We start from the raw sequence: 22,265 nt of genomic DNA, 5'->3' as shown, positions 1-22,265 counted from the left end.
GCGGCGGTTCGGCCCAGCGCGAAGGAAGCGGGTGGTCAGCCCGGTACGAAGGGCGGGTGGTCAGCCCGCGAACCAGCGCACGGGCTTCGGCGCCAGGTTCTGGTAGACGTGCTTGGTCTCGCGGTACTCGGCGAGCCCGGCGGGGCCCAGCTCGCGGCCGATCCCGCTCTTGCCGAAGCCGCCCCATTCCGCCTGCGGGAGGTAGGGGTGGAAGTCGTTGATCCAGATCGTGCCGTGCCGAAGGCGTCCGGCGACGCGGCGCGCACGCCCCGCGTCGGCGGTCCAGACGGCGCCCGCGAGCCCGTACTCGGTGTCGTTGGCGAGCGCGACGGCCTCGTCCTCGGTGCGGAACGTCTCGACCGTCAGGACCGGGCCGAAGACCTCCTCGCGGACGACGCGCATCTCGCGGTGGCACTGGTCGAGGACGGTCGGCTCGTAGAAGTACCCGTCGACGGGGCGTACTTCACTGGGCTCGGGCCGCTTGCCGCCGCTGCGCAGCACCGCGCCCTCGGCGAGGGCCGAGGCCACGTACGACTCGGTCTTGTCGCGCTGCTGCGCGGAGACGAGGGGGCCGCATTCGACGCCGTCCTCGGTGCCGCGGCCGAGCCTGATCTTCTGGGCGCGGCGGGCGAGTTCGGCGACGAAGCGCTCGCGCACGGACTCCTCGACGATGAGCCTGGCACCGGCGGAGCAGACCTGTCCGCTGTGGATGAAGGCGGCGTTCAGCGCCTGGTCGACAGCGGTGTCGAAGCCTTCCTCGGTCTCGCAGGAGTCGGCGAAGACGACGTTCGGGTTCTTGCCGCCCAGTTCGAGGGCGATCTTCTTCACGTCGGCGGCCGCGGCCTGCGCGACCTTCGTACCGCTGATCAGGCCGCCGGTGAAGGAGACGAGGTCGACGTCCGGGTGCTCGGCGAGCCGGGCGCCGACGGTGTGGCCCGGTCCGGTCACGATGTTGGCGACGCCCGCGGGGAGTCCGGCCTCCGCCAGCAGCTCGATGAGGACCACCGTGGTCAGCGGAGTGATCTCGCTCGGCTTGATGACGAAGGTGTTTCCGGCGGCGAGGGCCGGGGCGACCTTCCAACTCGCCTGGAGGAGCGGGTAGTTCCACGGGGTGATCAGGGAGCAGACGCCGACGGGCTCATGCACGACGACGCTGTGGATCTCGTCGGACCCGGCGTCGACGACGCGCCCGCCGCCCTCTCCGACCACCAGATCGGCGAAGTAGCGGAAGGCGTCGGCGACACAGTCGACATCGACGCGGCCCTCCTCGACCGTCTTGCCCGCGTCCCGGCTCTCGAGCAGACCGATCTTCTCCCGGTCGCGTACGAGGAGATCGGCGACGCGGCGCAGGAGCGCGGCGCGCTCGGCGACGGGCGTCGCCGGCCACGTTCCCTCGTCGAAGGCGCGGCGCGCGGCGGCCACCGCGGCGTCCGCGTCCCGCGTGCCGCCCTCGGCGATCAGCGCGAACGGCTGGGCATCCGCCGGGTCGAGAATCTCGCGCGTGGCCCCGGAGGCGGCTCCGCGCCACTCTCCGTCCACAAAAATGCTCTGGTTTTCAGACACGTCCCGTTTTGCCTTCCGTTCCCGAACAGTCCCCCTGAACATCACGGAACTCCCTTTTCAAGCAGAGCCCGCGACGTCGGAAGCCCCTGCCCTGGGGATCGGAAAGCATGCACAACCCGTGGCCGAAAGTGGCCCGTGTCACCGCTCAGATGGCCAATAAGCCCGAAATGTCACCACTGGCGCCGCTACTCGGGGTACATGCCCCGTACAAACACCGCGCCCCCACCCCTCCGGATCGACCGGACGGACGGGGGCGCGGGTAAGGCCGCGTGCAGGTGACTACGGGTACCTGCGGGACGCGTGGATCAGATGAGGCCGAGCTCGCGGACCGCGGCGCGCTCCTCCTCGAGCTCCTTCACCGACGCGTCGATGCGGGCGCGGGAGAACTCGTTGATGTCCAGGCCCTGGACGATCTCGTACTTGCCGTCCTTGGTGGTGACGGGGAAGGAGGAGATCAGGCCCTCCGGGACGCCGTAGGAGCCGTCCGACGGGATGCCCATGGAGGTCCAGTCGCCCTCGGCGGTGCCGTTGACCCACGTGTGCACGTGGTCGATCGCGGCGTTCGCGGCCGAGGCGGCCGAGGACGCGCCACGGGCCTCGATGATCGCGGCGCCGCGCTTGGCGACGGTCGGGATGAAGTCGTCGGCCAGCCACTTCTCGTCGCCGCCGATGGCCTCGATGGCCGGCTTGCCCGCGACGGACGCCTGGAAGATGTCCGGGTACTGGGTGGCGGAGTGGTTGCCCCAGATGGTGAGGCGCTTGATGTCCGCGACCGTCGTGCCGGTCTTCTTCGCGAGCTGCGTGAGCGCGCGGTTGTGGTCCAGGCGCGTCATGGCCGTGAAGCGGTCGGCCGGTACGTCCGGGGCGGCGGCCTGCGCGATGAGCGCGTTCGTGTTGGCCGGGTTGCCGACGACGAGGACCTTGATGTCGTCCGCGGCGTTGTCGTTGATCGCCTTGCCCTGCGGCTTGAAGATGCCACCGTTGGCGGAGAGCAGGTCGCCGCGCTCCATGCCCTTGGTGCGGGGGCGGGCGCCGACGAGGAGGGCGACGTTGGCGCCGGAGAACGCGACGTTCGGGTCGTCCGAGATGTCGATGTTCTGCAGCAGCGGGAAGGCGCAGTCGTCGAGCTCCATGGCGGTGCCCTCGGCGGCCTTGAGCGCCGGGGTGATCTCCAGGAGGCGCAGGTTGACCGGCACGTCCGCGCCGAGCAGCTGGCCGGAGGCGATGCGGAAGAGCAGTGCGTAGCCGATCTGGCCGGCTGCGCCGGTGACGGTGACGTTCACGGGAGTGCGGGTCATGGCGTTCTCCGTATGACAGCAGGGCTTTTTTTGATCGATCTCTCGGCATCAAGAGATCTGCCCGTCAGGCTATCGCGCCCCGGACCCCCCGCACCGCCGGGTGCGCGTGTGGCCCACCCCACAGAGGCCCCACCCCACAGAGCCCCCGCTTCCCGCGACCGGAAAAGGTGACCGGTGCGAGAGGTGACGCAACGGCAGACGGCCGCCTGCTCGGGAGAGGTGGGCAGACGGCCGCCTGTGGGGGGTGCCACTTGGTGACTACTCCCGTGGGGGTACTGCTGCGCCTGCCCCGGTCCGGGACAGGCATGCCCCCTGTCGCAAGGAATTTCCGCGGCGCCTGGGCCACGGCCTCCGCCGCGCCCGTCGCTACTGCGTGCAGCCCGTCTGGCCGGCCTTCAGCGTCGCGCAGGCCTTCGCCTCGCTCGCCTTCGTGACCGCCACCATCTGGGTGTACGCGTCGAAGTCCGCGTTGACCGTGCCCTTCTGCACACCGGTGGTGCCGGTCTGCTGGATCCGGACCTCGTCACCCGGCGCCGCCTGCGTGATGCGCGCCCACGCGGCCCCGCACGTCTTGCTGTAGCGGACCTCGATCTTGGCCTGGCCGACGAGCACGGAGTCCGTGGTCCGCGCGAACTCGCCGCCGCAGCCCATCGCCTCGGGGTCCTTGCCGGTGCAGTCCTTGCCGCTGCACTGGACGCCCGCGGGCAGTTCGGGTGCGCTGCTGGTCGGCGTCGCCTCCGGCTTCGCGCCGTCGTCCTTGCCGCCCCTGCCCGCGTCCGTGAGGTACACGGCCGCGGCGATGACGACGAGCGCGCCCACGACGCCCGCGAGGAACATCGTCAACCGCCGCTTGCGCCGCTGCCGGTCCGGCGAGCCGCCGCCGGTCCCCGGCTGCCCGGCCGGTCCGCTGCCGCCGCCGTCCGCGTAGGCCCCCGCGTTCGCGTAGGCCCCCGCCCCGCTCGCGTACGGAACGCCTTCCCCGGCCCGCTCCCCCGAACGGAACCCCTGCTCCCGCTCGCTCCCGTACGGCACCGAGTCCGCCAGGGGTGCCTGCCCCTGTGGCGGCACCCTCGGCGCGACGCCCGCGGGCCCCGCGACGCCGGTCGCGCCGCCGCCGCCGGACGGCCCGGCCGCCGTCCCGCTGCCGCCCGCGCCCGCGCCCCCGCTGCCGTTTTTGCCGTTCTTCGTGGCCGTCGGCCCGAACTCCCCCAGCGCCGCGCGCGCCTGGGAGATCCGTATCGCCTCCATCGTCATGTCGTGACGCATCTCGGAGCGGCTCCAGGCACGCTCCGCGAGCTCCCACATGGTGGTCAGATGGACCGGATTGGTGCCCGTCACCTCGGCCAGGGACACGATCGCGCGCTTGGGCGCGAGCAGCCGGCCGTTCAGATACCGGTCCCAGGACGTCTTGCTGTACCCGGTACGGTCCGCGACCGCGGCGATGCTCAGACCGCTGCGGTCGACGAGCCTGCGGAGCTGGCTCGCGAACTCCCTGACCTGTGGGTCGAGTTCATCCGGTAGCGCCCTCCAACGAGGCATTACTTCCCCCTATTCCCCCCATATGTGCCCTGATCCCCCGCGCCGCGCCGCACCCCTCGCGCTGCCCTCGGCCGGCGTTGGCTTCACCGGCCCACTCTGGCTACCCAGTGGGATGCGCGCAGCCAGGATGTCAGTTCCGAAGGCGGGGGCGCACGGGGGCATTCGACGGCGTTCGACCCGCCGGCGTGCACCGTTGCACGGCCGCAGGCCCACGGTCCAGTGTCCCACCGGGGTCCCCCACCCCCTCGCGGAACCCCGAACGCCCCAGCTCAGCGCCTGGGTCGCCCCGGACCGTCCCGATTGCCCACGTTAGCCCCGCTGTTGAGGCCCCTGGCGGCAAATCCGCGAACTTGTCGACACATCAACACACTTCGACACAGGAGGAATGGCGCATTACGGGAAGCGCCCGGCGGACCGATCGTTGCCGTCCTCGCACACGGTGGCGGAATGGTCACTTCCGTGCCACAGCGGCCCGCTCAACCTTGAAGCCACCCTGACGCGTCCATGACTCTGATGACCACGGCGCGGAGATCTCCACGGTACGGAGATCTCCACGGCGAGGGGATCTCCACGGCGAGGGTGACGCCCACGTGGACGACCCCGGCCCCAAAGACCGGCGGCGCCCGTCCTCCCTCGGGGGAGAGGACGGGCGCCGCCTTCGTGCGCGCGCTGCGGGCCTCAGCTGATCGTGAAGTGCAGCGTGTCGTTCAGGAACGGGATGACCAGCCAGGGCTCCGGCTGCACCATCAGCGCGAGCAGCACGATGACGACGCCCAGGAACCCGTACGTCACCATGTCGGTGAAACGGGAGCGCACCGCGAGCATGCCCACGGACGGGAGCGTCCAGCGCATGACCGCGCCGCCGATCAGCGCGACGCCGATCAGCAGCGTCCCGACGCGGAACACGTCGAACGCGGTGAGCAGCAGTCCGACGCCCACCAGCGAGATCACCGCGAGGATCGGCCACTGGCGCGCCGGGGCCGGGGCGTCACCCGGGGCCGCGCGGCCGCCGCCCTCGGGGCGCGCGGTGTCCCTGGTGAAGAGCGGGAACCGGCGCGAGGCGCGCCGCGGCTGCCCGTCGGCGCCGGGAGCGCTCACGGCACCCTCGGCGCCTTCCGGGGTGCCGGTGCCGGCGTCAGCCGACACCGTTCGCGTTCCGTTCGGCGGCCTCGACGACGTTCACGAGGAGCTGGGCACGGGTCATGGGGCCGACGCCGCCCGGGTTCGGGGAGATCCACCCGGCGACCTCGGTGACGCCCGGGTGCACATCGCCGACGATCTTGCCGTTCTCGTCGCGCGAGACGCCGACGTCGAGCACGGCGGCGCCCGGCTTGATGTCCTCGGGCTTGATCAGGTGCGGGACGCCCGCGGCGGCCACGACGATGTCGGCGCGCTTGAGGTGGGCGGCCAGGTCACGGGTGCCGGTGTGGCACTGGGTGACCGTCGCGTTCTCGGACTTGCGGGTGAGCAGCAGCGGCATCGGGCGGCCGATGGTGACGCCGCGGCCGACGACCACGACCTCCGCGCCGTTGATCTCCACGCCGTGCTCGCGCAGCAGCGTGATGATGCCGAAGGGGGTGCAGGGCAGCGGCGCCGGCTCGTTCAGGACGAGGCGGCCGAGGTTCATCGGGTGCAGGCCGTCCGCGTCCTTGGCCGGGTCCATCAGCTCCAGGATGCGGTTCTCGTCGATGCCCTTGGGCAGCGGGAGCTGGACGATGTAGCCGGTGCAGGCGGGGTCCTCGTTGAGCTCGCGGACGACGGCCTCGATCTCCTCCTGCGTGGCGGTGGCCGGCAGGTGGCGCTGGATGGAGGCGATCCCGACCTGGGCGCAGTCGCGGTGCTTGCCCGCGACGTACTTCTGGCTGCCGGGGTCTTCACCGACCAGGACGGTGCCGAGGCCGGGCGTGACGCCCTTCTCCCTCAGGGCCGCCACGCGGGCGGACAGATCGGACTTGATCGTGGCTGCGGTGGCCTTGCCATCGAGAATCTGGGCGGTCATGCCCCCCATCTTCGCGGATGAGACCGCCCCGGTTCCAATCCGGGCGTCCCAGCTTGATCACCGTTGTTGCACTTCCACAACGCATACGGAATGCGGCTGGACAAATAAGCCGCACCTAAAGAACCATGAGCGGCAACAGTGCCGCGGGCAGTACCGGGGGGACGACCGCTCTGTAGAACTTTCCTCCACTTGGTGCCGCGCGTTGTCCCCGCACTAAGGCAACGGAGGAAAAGCCATGAGTTTCGGCGACCCGAACAACCCCTACGGTCCGCCGCAGGGTCAGCCCGGCCAGCAGCCCGGCTACCCGCCGCAGGCTCCCCAGGCGCCCCAGGGCCAGCCCGGTTACGGCTATCCGCAGGCACCGCAGGGCGTCCCGCCCCAGCAGGGCTATGGCTACCCGCAGCAGCAGGCGTACCCCGGCTACCCGGGCGGCAATGTGATGCCCATGACGATGCCGGGCCTGATGACCACGGCGCGCGTCCTGATCTACATCATGTCCGGGCTGCAGATTCTCGCCGCGATCGTCTTCGGCGTCATCGTCGGTGCCGCGCAGGACGTTTCCAGCAGCGCGGGCATCGGTGACGACACCGATGGCCTCGCGGGTCTCGGCTTCGCCTTGGTCGGCATCCTGATCGTCCTCGCGGTACTCGGCATCATCCTGGCCGTGAAGTTCAGCACCGGCGGCAGCGGCGTGCGCATCACGACCATCGTGTACGCGTCACTGATGATCCTCGGCGGCATCGTCAACCTGGTGTCCGGCACGAGCAGCGGTGTGTTCAGCGCCCTCATCGCGCTGGCCATCGGCGGCATCATCCTGACCGCCATGGTGAATTCGCAGGCGTCGGCCTGGTTCAACCGCCCGCGTTACTGATCGCTTCACTACTCGCTTCACCGATCGCGTCACAGCTCGCGTCACAGCTCGCGTTCGCAGCGAACCAAGGGTTTCGCGCCCTTCACCCGTAAGGGCCGCTCTCTCCCGTCACAAGGGGAGCGCGGCCCTTCGCTGTACCCCTACGCTGTTGGGTTGTCCGGCTGGGAGGGGACAGGCTTTTGTACAGCATCGTCGTCGTGCCGCCACTGACCGAACGACCGTGCAGCGACGCACAGTTCAGACTCGCGCCCGGCGAGAGACTCACCTTCGGAAGGTCGGCCGACAACGACCTGTCGATCGACCACGAGGGCGTCTCCCGCGAGGCCGGTGAGATCACCGCGCACGGCGCCTTCTGGATACTCAGCAATCTCAGCGCCCACCAGACGTACGTAGTGGAGAACCCCGAAGGGGCGGGCGAGCACATCAAGGTCGGGCCGGGGCGCCTGGACGCGCCGGTGCCGTTCGAGTTCTCCCGCGTGGTGCTGCCCGCCGCGGGCGAGCTGCTGCCCTTCGAGGTGTGGGCACCGCGCCACGACTACCTCCAAGCCCGGACGCGGCTCGCCGGACCGACCACCCGGCCCGCGTTCTCCGTCGACCGCACGAAGCGCTACTTCGCGGTGCTCACCGCGCTGTGCGAGCCGCGGCTGTGCGGGGAGCCGCACGCGCCGCTGCCGACCGTCGAGCAGGTGGTGGAGCGCCTGCGCCCGACCTGGCCGTCGGCCAACCGCGCGGCGGTGCAGTGGAACATCGACTACCTCGCGGTCAAACTCCGCCTCAAGCCGGGCCCCGACGAGGCCGACACCGGCCCGCGGCTGCACGGCAAGAAGGAGTCCCTCGTCTCCCTCGCCCTCCGCTTCGACCTCGTACGCGAGGACGACCTGGTCGCCCTCGCGGCGCCGGGCACCAGGGCACACCCATGACCGAGCAGCCGTACACGGTCGAGGTCCCGGCGGGCTACCGCGTCGGCCCCTGGGTCGTCCGCGAACCCCTGGCCGCCGGCGCCTTCGGCAGCGTCTACGCGGCCCGCCTCCGCAACGCCGACACAGACGCCGAGCCCGAGGCTGACGCCGACACCGACGGCCTGCCGAAGACGGCCGCCCTGAAGTTCCTCCCGACCGGCACCCGCACCCCACGCCAGCTGAACCATCTGCGCGAACTGGCAGAGCGGGAAGTGGAGTTACTCAGCCGGCTGCGCAGCCCGCGCCTCATCCGCCTCTACGACACTCTGACGATCGACGACCCCGGCAGCCCCGCGCTCGACGGCGTGACGGTCCTCGTACTCGAACGCGCGGAGGGCTCCCTCGCCGACCTGCTCGCGCGGGCGCAGCCGCCGCCCTCGGGGCACGCGCTGCTCGCCCAGATCTGCGAGGGCCTGCACCAGCTGCACCGGGCGGGCTGGGTACACGGCGACCTCAAGCCCGCCAACGTCCTTCTGATGCAAGACGGTTCGGCCCGCCTCGCCGACTTCAACATGGCGGCGGAGCTCGAAGGCACCCACGCGTACGCCCCCGCCTTCGCGACCCCCGACTACACCCCGCCCGAACTCCTGTGGGCCGACATCGGCGAGCGCGGCCGGCAGATCCGGCCGACCGCCGACGTCTGGGCGTTCGGCGTCCTCGCCCACCAGGTCCTGACCGGGACGTATCCGCTGCCCGGCGGCACCCCCTCGGCCCGCAGGGACGCCGCCGTGCGCTACGCACGCGGCACCGAGGAGCTGCGCCTGTCCCCCGAACTCCCGGACGGCTGGCGGGAGATCATCACGGACTGCCTCGCCCGTACACACGAGGAGCGGACCGCCCACGGCTCGGGCACCATCCTGCGCCGCGTCGAATCCGTCGTCGGCACGGCCCGCTCCCCCAGGCTCCCGCGGCTGCGCCCGCGCCGAGTACGCCCCCGGGTCGCGATCGTGACCGCCCTCGCCGCCGCGCTCCTCGGCACTGGCGCCGCCCTCACCCTGTACGACGGCGGCAGCGACCCGGCGACGTACGGATCCGCCGAACTGCGCACGGACAAGGGCGTCCCCGTCACGTACCGCAGATCGATCGTCGACGCGGCGCACGGCTGCAACGACAAGGACGTCACCCCCGCCATGATCGCCGCCCTGCTCAAGGTGGAGAGCGACTTCGACCCGGACCTCGCCGACCCGGCCAAGGACGAGTACGGCATCGCGCGCTGGACACCGGGCGTCCTCTGGTACTGGATCGACACCGACCGGCGCACCAAGCTGATCAAGGACCTCAAGCCCCCCTTCCCGCCCGACGTGTCGATCCGGGCGGTCGGCCGCTACACCTGCGAGATCTCCCGACGGCTCAAGGAACCCGCCGAACTCCCGGGGAACCGCGGGGTTCTGATCGCCACCGGTTACGTCACCTCCGCCGAGCGCGTGAACACGTCCAAGGGGGTGCCTTCGAAGTACCGGGACTTCGCGGCACGGATCGGGCACTACCTGAAGGAGTACACGGCGCTCGGCGACCGGTGACCCTCGCACAACTGAGGTACCGGCGCGCGGCGGCCGCTGGGACGGTGATTCCACTCCACCGAAGCGGTGGAGGGAAGCTCCATCCAGAAGTCTCCATTCATGGGGGAAGCATGAGGATCAACAAGGCAGTGGCCACGGTGGGCGCCGTGGCAGCCGTGTTCGCCGGCTCGACGCTCGCCGCGACCACGGCGAGCGCCCAGCCCGACTTCCATGCCCAGTCGGTGGCCTCCGGCCTGTCCGACGCCCAGGCGACCAGCCTCCAGAAGCGCGTCGACAAGGTGCTCGCCGGTCACGCCGGCGGCCGCCAGGTCTCGCCCACCGAGGTCCGCTACGACGGCCTGAACGTCAAGGTCAGCCCCACCGGCACCTTCTCCGAGGCCGCCCTGAACTGCGGCTACGGCCACCTGTGCATGACGGTCAACGGCACGAACTTCGACTTCTACAAGTGCCAGCGCTGGAACGTCCACAACTGGACGGGTGACGGCCCGTTCATCAACAACCAGACGCCCGGCACCGTCGCCAAGTTCTACAACAAGGACGGCAGCGTCCGCTGGACGTCGACCGCCTACCAGTCCGGCCGGGCGACGTGGGACCCGATCTGGTCCCTCCAGCCCTGCGGAGCCTGACAGCCGGGCCGCAGCCCGGGGCCACGGGAACGACCGCGGGCCGTGCCTTCACGGGGGAAGGCACGGCCCGCGGTGGTGTGCCGCTCGCTGAGACCTGGTGGGACTCGCCGAGACCTAGTGGAAGAAGTGGCGCGTGCCGGTGAAGTACATCGTCACGCCCGCCTTCTTCGCGGCCTCGATGACCTGCTCGTCACGGATGGAGCCGCCGGGCTGGACGATCGCCTTCACGCCGGCGTCGATCAGGATCTGCGGCCCGTCCGGGAACGGGAAGAACGCGTCCGAAGCGGCGAAGGAGCCGCGCGCCCGCTCCGCGCCCGCGCGCTCCACGGCCAGCTTGCAGGAGTCGACGCGGTTGACCTGGCCCATGCCGACGCCGACCGAGGCGCCGTCCTTGGCCAGCAGAATCGCGTTGCTCTTCACCGCGCGGCAGGCCTTCCAGGCGAACGCCAGCTCGTCGAGCTCGCCCGCGGACAGCGCGTCACCCGTGGCGAGGGTCCAGCTCGCCGGGTTGTCTCCGTCGGCCTGGACGCGGTCGGTGACCTGGAGGAGCGCGCCGCCGTCGATCTGCTTCGTCTCGACGACCGCCGACGGGCCCTGGTGGGCGCGCAGCACGCGGATGTTCTTCTTCTTGGTGAGGGCCTCGAGCGCGCCGTCCTCGTACTCGGGCGCAACGATGACCTCGGTGAAGATCTCCGCGACCTGCTCGGCCATCTCCTTGGTGACCGGACGGTTCACGGCGATCACACCGCCGTACGCGGAGACCGGGTCACAGGCGTGCGCCTTGCGGTGCGCCTCGGCGACGCTCGACGCGACCGCGACGCCGCACGGGTTGGCGTGCTTGATGATCGCGACGCACGGGTCGTCGTGGTCGTACGCGGCACGGCGCGCGGCGTCCGTGTCCGTGTAGTTGTTGTACGACATCTCCTTGCCGTGCAGCTGCTCGGCCTCCGCGAGACCGCCGGTGCCGTCGACGTAGAGGGCGGCACCCTGGTGCGGGTTCTCGCCGTAGCGCAGGACGTTCTTGCGCCCGTACGTCGCGCCGAGGAACTCGGGGAAGCCGCTCTCGTCCGCTGCCGCGTAACCGTCGGCGAACCAGGACGCGACCGCGACGTCGTACGCCGCCGTGTGCTGGAAGGCCTCGCCGGCGAGACGCTTGCGGGCGGTCAGGTCGAAGCCGCCGTCGCGGACGGCCGAGAGGACGTCGGCGTACCGGCCGGGGCTGGTGACGACGGCCACCGACGGGTGGTTCTTGGCGGCGGCGCGCACCATCGAGGGGCCGCCGATGTCGATCTGCTCGACACACTCGTCCGGAGTGGCGCCCGAGGCGACGGTCTCCTTGAAGGGGTACAGGTTCACGACGACGAGCTGGAAGGGCTCCACGCCGAGCTCGGCGAGCTGGCGCTGGTGGTCCTCCAGGCGCAGGTCGGCGAGGATGCCCGCGTGGATCTTCGGGTGCAGCGTCTTGACGCGCCCGTCCAGGCACTCGGGGAAGCCCGTGAGCTCCTCGACCTTGGTGACGGGAACACCGGCGGCGGCGATCTTCGCAGCGGTCGAGCCGGTCGACACCAGCTCCACGCCCGCCTCGTGCAGCCCGCGCGCGAGGTCTTCCAGACCGGTCTTGTCGTAGACGCTGACGAGCGCCCGGCGAATGGGCCGCTTGTTGCTCTCGGCGGTCACTGGATAACTACCTTTCGTCCCTCAATGCGATAGCCGTTGCGGGCCAGACGCCCCACGACATCGACGAGCAGCCTGCGCTCGACTTCCTTGATGCGCTCGTGCAGAGCGCTCGCGTCGTCCTCGTCCCGGACCTCGACCACGCCCTGAGCGATGATCGGGCCGGTGTCGACGCCGTCGTCGACGAAGTGGACGGTGCATCCGGTGACCTTGGCGCCGTACGCGAGCGCGTCGCGCACACCATGGGCTCCGGGAAAACTGGGGAGCAGGGCGGGGTGCGTGTTCACGAACCGCCCGCCGAACCGGGCGAGGAACTCCTTGCCCACGATCTTCATGAACCCGGCCGAGACCACGAGGTCCGGCTCGTACGCCGCCGTGGCCTCGGCGAGCGCCCGGTCCCACTCCTCGCGGGTGGCGAAGTCCTTCACCCGGCACACGAAGGTGGGCAGCCCGGCGCGCTCGGCGCGCTCGAGCCCGGCGATGGAGTCACGGTCGGCGCCGACGGCCACGATCTCGGCGCCGTAACCCTCCGCGCCCTCGGCCGCGAGGGCGTCGAGCAGAGCCTGCAGATTCGTGCCTGATCCGGAGACCAGCACGACGAGCCGCTTGGCCACAGCGAGGGCCTTTCTCGGGAGTGCGTTTGTAGGGTCGCACAAAGGCTTCATGGTTCCCGATACGGGGAACCCTACGAAGCGGTCGACCGTCAGCAACGATACCGGCACATGGAGCGGCCCCCACGGGACGGGGGCGCGGCCGGAAGGTAGCGTCTGTGGCGGATTCGCCACCGAAGGAACGCCGCCCGCTCGCGGGGCGTTCACTTCAGGACGGGCTCGCACGCAGCCGCGCCACGATCGACCTAGGGGAAGACGCACACCTGATGCCGGACCGAAGCCTCCGCCTGCCGCTGCTGTCCGTCGGCTCGACCCTGTTGCGCGAAGGCCGTCCCACGCCTCCTCCGCCCCAGGACACACCGCCCAAGTCCGCCGATTCCCCCAAGAAGTCCTCCGGGTCCTCGGGGTCCTCAGGGGCTTCCGGGGACGACAATCCGTTCGCGCCTCCGCCGGAGGGCTCGCCCGACCGCCCCTGGCAGCCGCGCCGCCCCGAGGGCGGTCAGGACGGCCAGGGCGACGGCTCGGGCGGGGACCGGAACCCGTGGGGCGGTCAGTGGAGCGACCGGCAGCCGGGCCGCGCCCAGGGCGGCCACTTCGGCGACCGTCCCGGCCAGGGCGGCGGCCCCGGCGGCCAGGGCGGACCCGAAGGCCCCCAGGGACCCGGCTCCGGCATGCGCTGGGACCCGACGGACCCGGCCCAGCGCCGCGCCCGCTTCGCTCTGCTCTCCGGCATGTGGGGCTTCTTCTTCGCCCTGTTCAGCTGGCCTTACGTGGCGCTGCTGCTCGGCGCGCTCGCCCTGTACTGGGGCATCACCGCCCTGCGCGCCAAGCCCCGCACGCCGAACCCGGACGCCCCGGCTCCCACCGGTCCCGCCGCCGGATCGAAACCGCAGACCACAGCGGCCGTCAGCGGCCTGGTCACCGGCTCCCTCGCGCTGGCGCTGGTCGCCGCCACGTTCACGGCGCAGCTGGTCTACAGCGACTACTACACGTGCGTGAACGACGCGCTGACCAGCACGTCCGCGAAGGCCTGCAACGACAAGCTCCCGAAGGAGCTGCGCACGCTGCTCGGCACGCCCGACTAGGCCTACCCGACTAGGCCTAGGAGGGCTCGGGCGGGCGGAGCTCTTCGGGGGCCGCGGCCCCGCCCGCGTCCGGGTCCCTGTTCAAGTTCGGGTTCGGGTCCAAGGTCGGGTTCAGGTCCGTGTTCGGGGCCCGCTCCGGTTCCGGGTCCGTGTTCGGGGCCCGCTCCGGTTCCGGTTCCGGGTCCTTGTTCGGGACGCTCTCCCGTTCCGGGGCCCTGTTCGGGGCCGCCTCCGATTCCAGGTCCCCGCTCGTGTCCGACGCCTCCTTGAGCGTTGCCCAGCGCGCCTCCCTCGTGTCCTCGCTGGGCCAGATGTCGTCCTTCCGGACGGGCCCGTCCGGAATGGGGTCCGCCGGGAAAGGGCCGGCGGAGAACGGGTCCGCGGGAAAGAAGTCGTACGGCTCGAACGCGGCATCGTACGGCTCCGCCTGCCCGGCCCGATTCGCCTCCACCGGGCGCCGTCGCGGAAGCCAGCTCCTCGCGGACGGGATCCAGGGACGCCGCCACCACGACGGGGCCTGCTCCTCGGGCGCTTCCTCGACCCGCGCCTCAAGCGGCTCACCGACCCGCGCCTCAAGCGGTTCACAGACCCGCTCATCGCGCGGCACCCGGACCCGCCAGGCCCGCAGTCCCACCGCCACCGGCACCCCCACGAGCACCGTCCATCCCGCCGCCGCGAGCCCCGTCAGCCATCCCACCGGCCCGAACTCCGCGAGCCCCGCGACGCCCATCGGCCCGCCGGCCGCCACCGCGAGCCCCGCGAAGGCCAGCCCGCACAGCACCGCCGCGACGACGGCCGCCATCGCCGTACTCCCCCGCGCCCACGCCTCGTCCCGCTCGCCGCGCCGGGGCGCCGCCGCCCCCGCCACGAACCACGCCATCGTCAGCCCCGCCACGACCGGAACCGCCGCCGTCGCCCAGTTGAGCGGCGACCCGGGGCCCGGCTCCGGCACCGCCGCGAGCAGCGGGAACGCGGGCAGCAGCGGCCCCGCCGACACCCCGAGCGGCCCAACCGCGCTCCCCCCGCCGAGCGTGACGCCGGGGCCGAGCGCGTACGCGGCGCCCCACACCGCCGCGTTCGGTACCAGCGCGGCGGCCAGCAGCAGCACCGCGGCCCGTCCCGACCACACGTCCGTGAGCTGCTCGAACGAATGCCGCACCGCCCCCGCGTGCCACACCGTCGACACCGCGACGACCAGCGCCCCGCCCGCCACGAGGACGAGCACTCCGGCGGCCGCGGCCCGCGCGGCGACCGGCAGCAGGCGTCGTACGAACACCTCGCCCCTGCCGTCCGGGAGGGCGTCGAGCCGATGGCGAAGGAGCGCGGGCAGCGGGGCGCTCGGGCGGCCGTGGGCCGTCCAGATCCCGGCGCCCGCGGCGGCCACGGCGACGGCTGTCACATGCGCGGCCACGCTCGGCCAGGACGGCCGCAGCTCACCGTCCGACGCGTAGAACGCGGCGGCGCCGCCCACCAGCAGATACCCGACGACGACCCCGCACCACGCGGTCCGCCAGGCCGGCTGCGGCGCGTCCTCGTCGCCGCCCTCCACCGCGTCACGCGCCGCGCGGTGCAGCAGCCACACCGGAAGCACCAGAAGGAGCAGTGGCGCGACACCGATGGGTGCCGGGGTCCCGGAGAGCGTGTCCGTCCTGACGACCTCGGCACCGTGCGCGAGCAGCCACAGCGCGGCCGCGGCGTGCAGGGCCCCGCCCGGACCGCTGTCCGGATAGGGCGAACTGATCCACAGCACCATGACGAGTACGGCAAAGGAGCCGAGCCCGAGCCCGGCCGCGACAACCCCGCCGAACAGGCAGGCGGCGGGCCCCGGGGAGCGGTCACGTACACGGGAGAGCAGGAGCGGCAACGACAGGCCACGGTCGGTCATTTGGGTCACGCGGCCATGCTCCCAATGACACGCACTTTAATCGCGTAACAGGCGAAGACCGGATGTGTCGCTCAAGATGCGTTTATGTACTTATTCGCGCGAAAGGGTGTGTGGAGTTCCCTATGACGCAGAGCCCCGCCTCCCCTCTCCCGCCCCCCAAGGAGCGCCGCAGGCTCCGCGAGTCGAAGTCGCTGACCCTGGCTCAGGTCGCCGCGGAAGTAGGCGTCACCCGCGAGACGGTCCGCTCCTGGGAGTCCGGCCGCACCACGCCGAGGGGCACCAAAGGAGAGGCGTACGCGAAGCTCCTGGCGGGCGCCGAGGCGGGGGGAGAAGCGCCGGCCGCCGAGGCGACGGCCACCGCCACGGCAACCCCCGTCCGGACCAGGCGAACCGCCGGACACCAGGACTCCGCCCCGCTGGACCGGGGCCGGGAGCGCGGCGGAGCAGGGGCGCACCCCGCCGAGGCCGAAACGGGCGAGAGCCCGAGCCCGGCGGAGTCCCCGGGTGACGCCATCGAGGCCTTCGACCGGCTCTACACCCACACGGCCCCCGGCCTGGTCCGCCAGACCTACCTCCTCACCGGCCGCCGCATCCTCGCCGGCGAGTCCGTGGAGCGCGCCTTCCAGCTCGCCTGGCAGCGCTGGCCCGAGGTCGCCGTGGACCGCGATCCCGCCGGCTGGGTCAGGGCCGCCGCGCACGAGTACGCCATGTCGCCCTGGCACCGGCTCCGCCCGAGCCACCGCCACCCCGAGGCGCCGCCCGCCGCCGCCGACGACCGCGCGCTGCTCGACGCACTCCTGAGCCTGCCGCCCTCGTACCGCCGCACCCTGCTCCTCTATGACGGGGTCGGGCTCGATCTGCCCGAGACCGCCGCCGAGACGGAGGCCACGACACCCGCGGCGGCGCAGCGGCTGCTCCACGCGCGGGAAGCCGTCGCCGAGCAGCTGCCCACCCTCGCCGTGCCCGACCAGCTCCACCGGCGCCTGACCGAACTCGCGGGCGCCGAGAAGCTCCAGGCCCCCAAGTCCACCCTGGTCCGCACGGAGGGCGAGCGACGGACCCGCTTCTGGACCCGCTCCGCCATCGCGTTCACCGTCCTGATCATCGGCGCGACGGCCCTCACGATGCGCACCGCGCCGGCCCGCTACGAACCCGTTCCCGCCCCCGGCTCCATGATCAGCGGAGTACCGCTGCGGATGGGGTCGGGACCGCTCACCCAAGCGGACAAGAAGCTACGCAACAAGCTGCGCAAGGCGGCGGCGAGCGGCCCGCACCGCCTCGCCCCCGAGGCCGACTGAGCCGGCCCTCACCCGCTTCCCGCACGGGCGAACGACAGTGGGCCCGCACCCCCGAAAGGGTGCGGGCCCACTGATGTCAGGCAGGTGGCGGAACTACGAGAGCAGCTCGCGCGCCAGCTTGGCCGTCTCGGTCGGCGTCTTGCCGACCTTCACGCCGGCGGCCTCGAGGGCCTCCTTCTTGGCCTGTGCGGTGCCAGAAGAGCCGGACACGATCGCGCCCGCGTGACCCATCGTCTTGCCCTCGGGGGCGGTGAAGCCCGCGACGTAGCCGACGACCGGCTTGGTGACGTGCTTGGCGATGTAGTCCGCCGCACGCTCCTCGGCGTCGCCGCCGATCTCGCCGATCATGACGATCAGGTCGGTGTCGGGGTCGGCCTCGAACGCCTCGAGGGCGTCGATGTGCGTCGTACCGATGACCGGGTCGCCACCGATGCCTACGGCGGACGAGAAGCCGAGGTCACGGAGCTCGTACATCATCTGGTACGTCAGCGTGCCGGACTTCGAGACCAGGCCGATGCGGCCCGGCTTCGTGATGTCGCCCGGGATGATGCCGGCGTTCGACTGGCCCGGGGTGATGAGACCGGGGCAGTTCGGGCCGATGATGCGGGTCTTGTTGCCCTTCGCCTTCGCGTACGCCCAGAAGGCGGCGGAGTCGTGGACGGCGATGCCCTCGGTGATGACGACCGCGAGGGGGATCTCGGCGTCGATCGCCTCGACGACGGCGGCCTTGGAGAAGGCCGGCGGCACGAAGAGGACGGACACGTTGGCGCCCGTCGCCTCCATGGCCTCCTTGACCGTCCCGAAGACCGGAACCTCGGTGCCGTCGAAGTCGACCTTGGCACCGGCCTTGCGCGGGTTCACGCCGCCGACGATGTTCGTGCCGTCACCGAGCATGAGCTTGGTGTGCTTCATGCCCGTGGCACCGGTCATGCCCTGGACGATGACCTTGCTGTCCTTGGTGAGGAAGATAGCCATGGTGGTCTGAGTCCCTCTTCCTTACTTCGCAGCCGCGGCGAGCTCGGCGGCCTTGTCGGCCGCGCCGTCCATGGTGTCCACACGCTGAACGAGCGGGTGGTTGGCGTCGCTCAGGATCTTGCGACCGAGCTCCGCGTTGTTGCCGTCGAGGCGCACGACCAGCGGCTTGGTGACCGCTTCGCCCTTGTCGGCGAGGAGCGCCAGGGCCTGCACGATGCCGTTGGCGACCTCGTCGCAGGCGGTGATGCCACCGAAGACGTTGACGAAGACGGACTTGACGTCCGGGTCGCCGAGGATGATCTCCAGGCCGTTCGCCATCACCTGGGCGGACGCGCCGCCACCGATGTCGAGGAAGTTGGCCGGCTTCACGTTGCCGTGGTTCTCACCGGCGTACGCGACGACGTCCAGGGTCGACATGACCAGACCGGCACCGTTACCGATGATGCCGACCTCGCCGTCGAGCTTGACGTAGTTGAGGTTCTTGGCCTTGGCAGCAGCCTCGAGCGGGTTGGCTGCGTCCTTGTCCTCGAGCGCCTCGTGCCCGGGCTGGCGGAAGTCCGCGTTCTCGTCGAGGGAGACCTTGCCGTCAAGGGCCAGGATGCGGCCGTCCTTGGTCTTCACCAGCGGGTTGACCTCGACGAGGAGCGCGTCCTCGGCGACGAAGGTGTCCCACAGGGTCACCATCGCCTCGGCGACGCCCTCGGCCACCTCGGCCGGGAACTTCGCCTGGGCCACGATCTCGCGGGCCTTCTCGATGTTCACGCCTTCGACGGCGTTGACCGGGACCTTCGCGAGGGCCTCGGGAGTCTTCTCCGCGACCTCCTCGATGTCCATGCCGCCCTGCACCGACGCCATGGCGAGGAAGGTGCGGTTGGTGCGGTCCAGGAGGTACGAGACGTAGTACTCCGCCTCGATCTCCGGGGACAGCTCGGCGATCATCACCTTGTGGACCGTGTGGCCCTTGATGTCCATCCCGAGGATGTCCGTCGCGCGGGCGACGGCCTCGTCCGGGGTGGCGGCGAGCTTGACGCCGCCTGCCTTGCCGCGGCCGCCGACCTTCACCTGCGCCTTGACGACCGACTTGCCGCCCAGCCGCTCGGTGGCCTCGCGCGCCGCCTCAGGCGTGTCGATGACTTCACCGGCCAGCACCGGTACACCGTGCTTGGCGAAGAGGTCCCTCGCCTGGTACTCGAACAGGTCCACGCGCGTCCGTCCCTTTTCCGTGATCTCGCTGCGATCTCGCTGCTTTGTGGTCAGCTGTCTGCGTGGGCGTGCCGCGAAGGGCAACGTGACTGCGCTGTCACAAGGGAGGCGTAGGACGGAGTCCGATACGCGGCATGTCCGTCTCGCAGGTTATCGCCGCTCGCCCGGGGTCCCTAAATCGCAGATCCCACCTGGGCGGTGATAACAGTCACAGAGCGGGGCCCCACCGGCCTGGGGTGCGCCCGGTGGGGCCCCTGAGAGCCCTTGAAAGACCCGGTGGGAGGACCTGGAGGGCCCTGCCGCCGGGCTGGGAAGGGCCCGGGCGGGTGATCCTCACCCCAATGAGGACCACCCGCCGCCATCTGCCGGGCCGGGCCCGGCATGTCACTCCGGTCCCCGGCTGCCCGCAGACGACGTATTCAGTCCGCCGTCGCGTTACGCCCACGCGTTACTTCCTCGCGTTACGCCGCCTCGATCCGCCGTCTCGATCCGCCGGCGCGATCCGCGGTTGCGGAGGCGGACTGCTCAGATGCGGAACCTCAGATACGCAACCTCAGATGCCGATGCCGTTGGCGGCGGCGTCCGTGGCGTTCGTCAGGTAGCTGGGGGCGACCGAGGCGGCCACGCCCTGGACGCCGGAAACGGCGTTCCCCGCGAGCGGCTGCGCGTCGGCACCGACCGTGCCGGTCAGGTCCTGCGCGAACGGCGAGACCTCACCGACGACCCCGCCGGCGAACGGCGTCACGTCGCCGACCACGCCACCCGCGAACGGCGCGACATCGCCCACGACGCCCTGCGCCAGGTACACCGCGCTGCCGCCGACGCCCTGCACGACCGGCTGCACCTGGTCGTACACGGCCTGCACGAGGGGCTGGACCGCGCCGACGACACCGCCCGCGAACGGCGTCACGTCGTCCGCGACGACCGACTGCGCGAAGGGCTGCACCTGGCCGACGACCCCGTCGGTGAAGGGCGTGACGTGGCCGACGACGCCACCGGCGAACGGCGTCACGTCGCCGACCGCACCGCCCGCGAGCGTGCCGACGTCACCGACGGCATGGCCGGCGACCGGGAGCACGCCGTGCACGGCGGTCGCGGCGATGGGGGGAAGCACCGCGGCGGAGGTCTCGTCGACGACGGGACCGGCGGCCGTCGTCACTCCGCCGACGGTGCCGGAGGCGGTGGCCGGGACGTTCTGGGCGTAGCCCGGGATCTGCGACACGGTGCCGTACGCCGACGCGGCGACGCCCTCGACCTGGGCGGTGGCGCCCTGGACCTGGCCCTGCGCGCCGGTCACCGTGCGGTCGACACCGGGGACGAACGCGGACAGGGGACCGAACAGGTAGTCGATCTCCTGCGTGGCGCCGTCCTGTACGGCTCCAGCGCGGACGGCGGCGTTCTGCGCGACGGCGTCGGCCGACACGTTCGGGACCCCGGCGGTGTGGGCGTGCGCGGCGCGGGCGGCGGCGGTGCGGGCGGTGCCGGCGACGCCGGTGACGCCCTCGACGTAGGTGCGGGCCTGCTGCTTGGCGTGCGCGGCGGCGGCCTCGACCCGGGCATCGGCGTGCCCGAGCGTGCCCTGGGCCCCGGCGACGGCCGGACCGGCCTGGGGAGCGGCCTTGGCGGCGGTGCCGGAGGCCGTGCCCGAGACGGTTCCGGAGACGTTGGAGGCCGCGCCGGACGCGGTCGTCCGCGCCTGGCCGGTCACGCCCGCCACGGTGTTCCGGGCCTTGCCGGTGACCGAGCCGACGGTGCCGTGGGTGACGTCGTCGACGGTGCCCTGGACGTGGGAGACCGTGCCCTGGACATCGGCGACCACGTCACCGGCCACGTCCGGCAGCGCCACGGAGTGGGCGGGCATTTCGTCGGCGCTGGCGACGGCGGAGCCGAGCGCCCACGCACCGGAGACGCCGGCGGCTATCACGATGGAACGGCGGATGTTCTTGTTCATGCTTGCGTCAGATCCTTCGAATTCTCATGTCCGGTCCCGCGCTGGAGAGGTCCAGCGGTGGGCCGGCGGCGTCCGGCCGGAGTGGTCCGGCCGGCGGGCAGACCTGTGCCGCCCCCGCGCGGCAGGTCGCGAGCGGGGAAACGGGTTGCCCTAGCCGGGGAATTCGGGGATGTCTCGGTGCCTGTCACGGGTGGGCGCGGCGTGGGAGGGCGCCGTGGACCCGGGCAGCAGCCGGGCCGTCGCACCGCTGCCGAACGCCGCAGCGGCGAGATCGGAGTGCCGCGTCGAACTGCCGTCCCCCGCCGACTGACCGACCGCGCTGCCACTCGGGAACGCGGGGGCGGGGGCGGGAATCGAGGTGCCGGCCGCCTTTGTGGCCGGGGTCCGTGCGGGTACGGCGTCGGCCGCTGCCGGGGCGAAGGCGTTGTCCGCACGCTCGACTGCTTCTCGCTTGCCGGGCCGCGCGGCCTCACGGTGTCCGGCGGCCGCCTGGGCTCCGGCGTTCGGAGCCGCCGCGTGCGCGCAGTCCCCGGGCCGGCCGGGGGCGCCGGGTTCGCCGATCTGTCCCGGGATGCCGGGCAGCCCCGGCATCGACGGCGGACCCGGAAGGAACTGCGGCGGAGCCTCGGCGGCGAGCCCGCCGACGAGCCCTCCGGCGAACTCCCCCGCTTCACTGACCTCTTCCCGCACCGCTCCCTGGACCGTTCCCCACACTTCGCCTGCTTCGCGCACTTCGCGTACGACGGGTACGGCGACCTGGGTGCGGACCGGCTCGACCACGTGGGTCCTGACGGGCTCGGCCACGCGGTTCCGGGCCGGCTCGACGGCTTGCTGCCGCACGGCCCCGACGGGTCGGGAGCCGGGAGCGGGAGACGTGTGGTGCGGCGTCGGCGCGGAGGCGGATGCGTGAACGGGCGCCGGAACGGAACCGTGAACCGGCGCGTGAGCGGTTGCGTGAACCGCCTGCTCGCCCGTGGCCTCCGTCGGCGGCAGAACTCCCTCCGCCGCGTGCGCCCTTCCCCCGCACAGCAGGCCGATCACGACCAGGCCGCCGGCCAGCAGCATCACCCGGAGCGCCATGTTCAGCGCACGCCGCCCGGCCGCTGCGCGCACGACGCGCAGAGCGGCAGCAGGCAGAGCGACCGGGGAAGTCAAGGTGGGGGGAACCCTCCCGTACGAGTGGCGCGGGACGCGAGGCGCGTGGGCGC

General features: G+C 71.9%; 18 protein-coding genes. 6 read left to right on the top strand and 12 right to left on the bottom strand.

Annotated features, from left to right (window positions below; genetic code table 11):
- Window positions 1-60: 60 nt before the first annotated feature.
- From AC07EJ_RS26185 to AC07EJ_RS26165, 5 genes are all read right to left on the bottom strand, one after another.
- Entirely contained in the window at window positions 61-1,563 is a 1,503-nt protein-coding gene (locus AC07EJ_RS26185) for an aldehyde dehydrogenase family protein (RefSeq protein ID WP_389479855.1), read from the bottom strand.
- A 305-nt stretch (window positions 1,564-1,868) separates the two neighbouring features.
- Window positions 1,869-2,861 carry a malate dehydrogenase gene (locus AC07EJ_RS26180; protein WP_389479852.1) on the bottom strand — a complete coding sequence of 331 codons (993 nt, stop codon included), beginning with the start codon at window positions 2,859-2,861 and terminating at the stop codon, window positions 1,869-1,871.
- Window positions 2,862-3,227: 366 nt separating this feature from the next.
- Window positions 3,228-4,400, bottom strand: a complete 1,173-nt coding sequence (locus AC07EJ_RS26175; RefSeq protein WP_389479850.1) for a helix-turn-helix domain-containing protein — start codon at window positions 4,398-4,400, stop codon at window positions 3,228-3,230.
- A 678-nt stretch (window positions 4,401-5,078) separates the two neighbouring features.
- Window positions 5,079-5,498 carry a DUF3017 domain-containing protein gene (locus tag AC07EJ_RS26170; RefSeq protein ID WP_389480064.1) on the bottom strand — a complete coding sequence of 140 codons (420 nt, stop codon included), beginning with the start codon at window positions 5,496-5,498 and terminating at the stop codon, window positions 5,079-5,081.
- 37 nt (window positions 5,499-5,535) lie between these two features.
- Window positions 5,536-6,399 (bottom strand): bifunctional methylenetetrahydrofolate dehydrogenase/methenyltetrahydrofolate cyclohydrolase, encoded by an 864-nt coding sequence (locus tag AC07EJ_RS26165; protein ID WP_100594794.1) that lies wholly within the window; start codon window positions 6,397-6,399, stop codon window positions 5,536-5,538.
- Between the two features lie 235 nt (window positions 6,400-6,634).
- Between AC07EJ_RS26165 and AC07EJ_RS26160 the strand changes: the two genes are divergently transcribed.
- The 4 genes from AC07EJ_RS26160 to AC07EJ_RS26145 all read left to right on the top strand — a co-directional run bounded on the left by AC07EJ_RS26160 (window position 6,635) and on the right by AC07EJ_RS26145 (window position 10,375).
- Entirely contained in the window at window positions 6,635-7,270 is a 636-nt protein-coding gene (locus AC07EJ_RS26160; protein WP_389479847.1) for a hypothetical protein, read from the top strand.
- Between the two features lie 179 nt (window positions 7,271-7,449).
- Window positions 7,450-8,190 carry an FHA domain-containing protein gene (locus AC07EJ_RS26155; protein WP_389479844.1) on the top strand — a complete coding sequence of 247 codons (741 nt, stop codon included), beginning with the start codon at window positions 7,450-7,452 and terminating at the stop codon, window positions 8,188-8,190.
- On the top strand, window positions 8,187-9,749 hold the full coding sequence (locus AC07EJ_RS26150; RefSeq protein WP_393585655.1) for a protein kinase domain-containing protein: 1,563 nt from the start codon (window positions 8,187-8,189) through the stop codon (window positions 9,747-9,749). Before AC07EJ_RS26155 ends, AC07EJ_RS26150 begins: the two co-directional genes overlap by 4 nt.
- A 110-nt stretch (window positions 9,750-9,859) precedes the next feature.
- Window positions 9,860-10,375, top strand: coding sequence for a hypothetical protein (locus AC07EJ_RS26145; protein ID WP_478885023.1), 516 nt, complete (start codon window positions 9,860-9,862; stop codon window positions 10,373-10,375).
- A gap of 114 nt (window positions 10,376-10,489) precedes the next feature.
- Here the strand turns inward: AC07EJ_RS26145 and purH are convergent, their stop codons facing one another.
- Window positions 10,490-12,052 (bottom strand): bifunctional phosphoribosylaminoimidazolecarboxamide formyltransferase/IMP cyclohydrolase, encoded by a 1,563-nt coding sequence (gene purH / locus AC07EJ_RS26140; RefSeq protein WP_389479838.1) that lies wholly within the window; start codon window positions 12,050-12,052, stop codon window positions 10,490-10,492.
- Window positions 12,049-12,714 (bottom strand): phosphoribosylglycinamide formyltransferase, encoded by a 666-nt coding sequence (purN, locus tag AC07EJ_RS26135; RefSeq protein WP_100594959.1) that lies wholly within the window; start codon window positions 12,712-12,714, stop codon window positions 12,049-12,051. The genes purH and purN overlap by 4 nt, the downstream gene beginning before the upstream one ends.
- A 212-nt stretch (window positions 12,715-12,926) precedes the next feature.
- Between purN and AC07EJ_RS26130 the strand changes: the two genes are divergently transcribed.
- Complete coding sequence (locus tag AC07EJ_RS26130; RefSeq protein ID WP_478885022.1) at window positions 12,927-13,745, top strand: hypothetical protein; 819 nt, start codon at window positions 12,927-12,929, stop codon at window positions 13,743-13,745.
- A gap of 16 nt (window positions 13,746-13,761) precedes the next feature.
- On the opposite strand, the gene AC07EJ_RS26125 is transcribed toward AC07EJ_RS26130, so the two are convergent.
- Window positions 13,762-15,630, bottom strand: a complete 1,869-nt coding sequence (locus AC07EJ_RS26125; protein ID WP_389480062.1) for a cell division protein PerM — start codon at window positions 15,628-15,630, stop codon at window positions 13,762-13,764.
- Between the two features lie 122 nt (window positions 15,631-15,752).
- On the opposite strand from AC07EJ_RS26125, the gene AC07EJ_RS26120 reads away from it, so the two are divergent.
- Window positions 15,753-16,928, top strand: coding sequence for a helix-turn-helix domain-containing protein (locus AC07EJ_RS26120; protein WP_389479833.1), 1,176 nt, complete (start codon window positions 15,753-15,755; stop codon window positions 16,926-16,928).
- 93 nt (window positions 16,929-17,021) lie between these two features.
- On the opposite strand, the gene sucD is transcribed toward AC07EJ_RS26120, so the two are convergent.
- The 4 genes from sucD to AC07EJ_RS26100 form a co-directional block, all read right to left on the bottom strand.
- Window positions 17,022-17,903: a succinate--CoA ligase subunit alpha gene (gene sucD / locus AC07EJ_RS26115; protein WP_478885021.1), complete on the bottom strand. Its 882-nt coding sequence runs from the start codon at window positions 17,901-17,903 to the stop codon at window positions 17,022-17,024.
- 21 nt (window positions 17,904-17,924) lie between these two features.
- Entirely contained in the window at window positions 17,925-19,106 is a 1,182-nt protein-coding gene (gene sucC / locus AC07EJ_RS26110) for an ADP-forming succinate--CoA ligase subunit beta (RefSeq protein ID WP_389479829.1), read from the bottom strand.
- A 553-nt stretch (window positions 19,107-19,659) separates the two neighbouring features.
- Window positions 19,660-21,057: a hypothetical protein gene (locus AC07EJ_RS26105; protein ID WP_478885020.1), complete on the bottom strand. Its 1,398-nt coding sequence runs from the start codon at window positions 21,055-21,057 to the stop codon at window positions 19,660-19,662.
- A 150-nt stretch (window positions 21,058-21,207) separates the two neighbouring features.
- Window positions 21,208-22,212 carry a hypothetical protein gene (locus AC07EJ_RS26100; protein WP_389479824.1) on the bottom strand — a complete coding sequence of 335 codons (1,005 nt, stop codon included), beginning with the start codon at window positions 22,210-22,212 and terminating at the stop codon, window positions 21,208-21,210.
- Between the last annotated feature and the right edge of the window lie 53 nt (window positions 22,213-22,265).

The sequence above is a fragment of the Streptomyces sp. NPDC045026 genome (assembly GCF_056432625.1).
Note: the sequence above shows the minus strand (reverse complement) of the source record. Positions and strands in the feature narration are given on the sequence as shown.